We start from the raw sequence: 1,383 nt of genomic DNA, 5'->3' as shown, positions 1-1,383 counted from the left end.
ACGGCCAAGGCAGCGGCAGCGGTGGCAACAACGGCGGTGGCACAGACACCAACGCCTCTGCTACAGCCACCATCACCACCATCCACGACACGGCCAACGGCTCAGTGGACAGCGGTGAAGACAGCACCGACTTCGTCACCAACGACAGCACCCTCAGCGTAAAAGGCACCGTGGCTAACTTCACCAGCACGGGTGCGACCAAAGGCGACCAACTCTTGGTCACCATCCTCAGTGGCAGCACCGTGGTGGCTACCCAATACGTCATCCCAGACAGCTCAGGCAACTGGGTGATGAACAACCAAGCCAACACCTTGGCCGATGGCGTCTACACCATCAACGTTGACATCGTTGACCTTGCAGGCGGCACCGTCAAAGCCAATGCGGCCACCCACAGTTTGGTCGTCGATACCAACCAAGGTGGCAGCAACAACGCCAGCAACCCTGGCAACGGTTCAGGCACCAACGGCACCGACGCCAACGCAAACAGCAACGTCACCGTGGGCGTCAGCGCCATCACCGACGACACCGGCTTTAGCAGCAGCGACTTCATCACCTCTGACAACACCTTGAACGTCAGTGGCACCACCGCCAACTTCACCAACGCAGCCGGCACAGGCAGCGCGGGCGACAAAGTGCGCGTGCAAATCGTCGACATCACAGGCAAAGTCGTCGCAGAAAAATACGTCACACCCGACAACACAGGGGCATGGACAGCTAGCGCGCTCCCCAGCCTGCCCGATGGCAGCTACACCATTCGCAACGCCATCGTTGACAAATCGGGCAATATCGTCAAAGCAGGCACCGACCAACCGCTGGTCATCAGCAGCACAGCCGCGCCCACCAGCGCCACCGTGTCCATTGCCAGCATCAGCGACGACACCGGTTATGACGTCACCGACTTCATCACCAAAGACAACACCCTCACCATCAATGGCGCCACCAACGGCTACAACAGCAGCACCGACAAAGTGCTGGTGCAAGTCTTGAACAGCAGCAGTACTGTCGTGGCACAGGGCTACGCTACTGTTGCAAGCAACGGCACATGGAGCTTCTTGCCAGCCACCGGCACCAACAGCACCATCGCAACCAGCTTGGCCGACGGCAGCTACACCGTGCGCGCCGTGCTCACCAACACCGCAGGCAATGAAGTCATCAGCACAGCCACGACCCACGCCCTCGTAGTCGACAACGCCAGCGGCACCAACTACGGCGGCAGCAACGGTACCAACGGCAGCGGTGCCACGGATGCCAACAGCGGCTCAGGCGTGAGCGTCAGCATCACCACCATCCACGACTTGGCCAACGGCTCCACCGACAGCGGCAGCAATAGCACCGACTTCATCACCAACGACAACACCCTCGTCATCAAGGGCAACACCACTG

1 protein-coding gene is annotated in these 1,383 nt (G+C 60.3%); it reads left to right on the top strand.

From position 1 onward, the window contains the following. Window positions 1-1,383: beta strand repeat-containing protein (locus ABWP50_RS13490; protein WP_353218503.1), on the top strand; the 1,383-nt coding region annotated here is incomplete at both ends.

Origin of the sequence: Sandarakinorhabdus sp. (assembly GCF_040398645.1) — a bacterium.
In the GTDB taxonomy this organism is placed as follows: Bacteria; Pseudomonadota; Alphaproteobacteria; order Sphingomonadales; family Sphingomonadaceae; genus Sandarakinorhabdus.
This window is presented reverse-complemented; position numbering and strand designations above follow the sequence as displayed.